The following is a 1,949-nucleotide window of genomic DNA, read 5'->3' on the forward strand; positions in this document are numbered from 1 at the left end:
GTTCATCCCAGATGAGACTACAATTATGAAGACACCGATTACAGCAAAGAAGATTCCTTCGATCATCTGGAAATTGAGACTACCACTCGTTTTTTCTTTCATAATGACCTCCAAAGACGGTAGACACGAAGTCTACCGTCGATAGATCAGAATCTCTCTATTCCAAAGTCTGCAGGACTATTGGGAGCCACTCCGGCGTCATAGAGAAGCCATGCAACGATCGAGGTCCAGCGGTTCCAGTATTCGATAACAGCGTCGCCCTGAACGTCGTGCATTCTGTTATAGAAGCTTGACTCGGTGAATTCGATCCATCCCGGATCCTGAACTGCCTTCTGAGCGGCTTCGAGAATAACCTGTTTGATCTCGGGCGGAGTTCCTTCCTTTACAAGAATACAGTTCGGGAATGTCAAAGGCAGATAACGCGCCATTTCGGGAATCGCGTCCGCAATTGGAGGAACATCTGGAATCGCAGGAGATCTCTCTCCCTTTGTGTATACGGCAAGGGCTCTCAGATCACCGGTTTTCAAGTAATCGAGAACCGTGCCAATGTTGCCGAATGTGAAATCAACCTGACCGCTTATTGTTGCGAGCATGGCAGGGCTGCCGCCGCCGAACGGGGTCATGGAAACATCAAGACCAACCTCTTTCAGCAGAAGTCCCTGGATGTGTCCGCTGGCTCCAGGGCCAGAGTATGACATCTTTATCTTTCCGGGGTTCTCCTTAATTGCTGCAACGAGTTCATCCATAGTCTGGTACGGCGAGTTGCCCGGAACGACGACCACTTTCGTATCTTCCACAAGCATTATGATTCCTTCGAAGTTATCGAAGCCAAGTTTGCCCGTTCCCATAACTCTGAAGACTCCTGGAGTTTCTGCTGAGAGAAGTAGCGTGTACCCATCTGCCGGCTTCGAGTAAGCAAAATCCGTTCCAATTGCTCCGGAAGCGCCTGGTTGGTTCAGAACGACAACGGGAACTCCCAGGTACTTCTCGAGATAAGGTGCAAATGCCCTTCCCACTCTGTCGGTGATCCCGCCGGCCGCCCATGGAATAACGAGAGTTACTGACCTGTTAGGGTACGATGCAAGAACTGATGCAGCAATAACAAGAACTAGCGAAAACAGAAGAACTTTCTTCACAACAATCCACCTCCTCGAAATCGGAAAACGTTTGCCATTTCAATCAGATAGATTATACTTCATAAGATGGGGAAATTCCAAAAAGCTGAGACAGATATTTGTTTTCACCAAACTCTTAATGTATACTATTTACGAAAAGTAAAGAAGAAAGCTACTGTTCTTTTTACGAGAGTTTTTCACTTAGGCTTCTTTGAGTTTTCAAAGAGATAATTCAAATTATATGGGGAAAACGGTGCAATTTCACGATGTTGGGAAAAGCTTTTCCAGATATTGGAGGCAATATATGAGTGAAAGAGGAGCCATGATTTCAAACAATAAGGGTAAGATTCCAATATACTGCCTGCTTGTATCGGCATATTTCTTTTCGTATTTTTTCAGGGTATCCGCTTCTGTAAGCCTTCCTGCGATTTCGACGGAATGGGGAATGAGCGCTTCCCTTGTCGGATTCATTTCCAGTCTGTATTTCTACGCGTACGCATTCATGCAACCGATAAGCGGCGCACTCAACGACAGATTTGGACCGCTTAGGATAGTTTCGCTAGGGATGCTTACAACCGGAATCGGGGCGCTACTTTTCGGTTTCGCTTCGAATCCGACGATGCTAGGTGTAGGTCGTCTTTTAACGGGCTTTGGACTTGCGCCAATGCTTTCCGGAGTGCTTGTTTACCAGTCGCACTCCTTTCACAGAGACAAATACTCATTCTTTTCGGGAATCACTTACACTCTTGGGAACTTTGGCGCGGTGATTTCAGTCGCTCCTCTTGCCTTTGCTCTCGACGAGTTTGGCAGAAGAAATGTCTTCGTCTTTCTCGC

General features: G+C 46.8%; 2 protein-coding genes. One reads left to right on the plus strand and one right to left on the minus strand.

The window, feature by feature from the left end; genetic code table 11:
- Positions 1-146: 146 nt before the first annotated feature.
- On the minus strand, positions 147-1,136 hold the full coding sequence (locus BG32_RS14500; protein ID WP_121527028.1) for a tripartite tricarboxylate transporter substrate binding protein: 990 nt from the start codon (positions 1,134-1,136) through the stop codon (positions 147-149).
- 283 nt (positions 1,137-1,419) lie between these two features.
- Between BG32_RS14500 and BG32_RS14505 the strand changes: the two genes are divergently transcribed.
- The coding region (locus tag BG32_RS14505; protein ID WP_147435089.1) for an MFS transporter at positions 1,420-1,949 on the plus strand (530 nt) is incomplete at its 3' end.

This window comes from Mesotoga sp. HF07.pep.5.2.highcov (genome assembly GCF_003666285.1).
GTDB classification, from domain to species: domain Bacteria; phylum Thermotogota; class Thermotogae; order Petrotogales; family Kosmotogaceae; genus Mesotoga; species Mesotoga prima.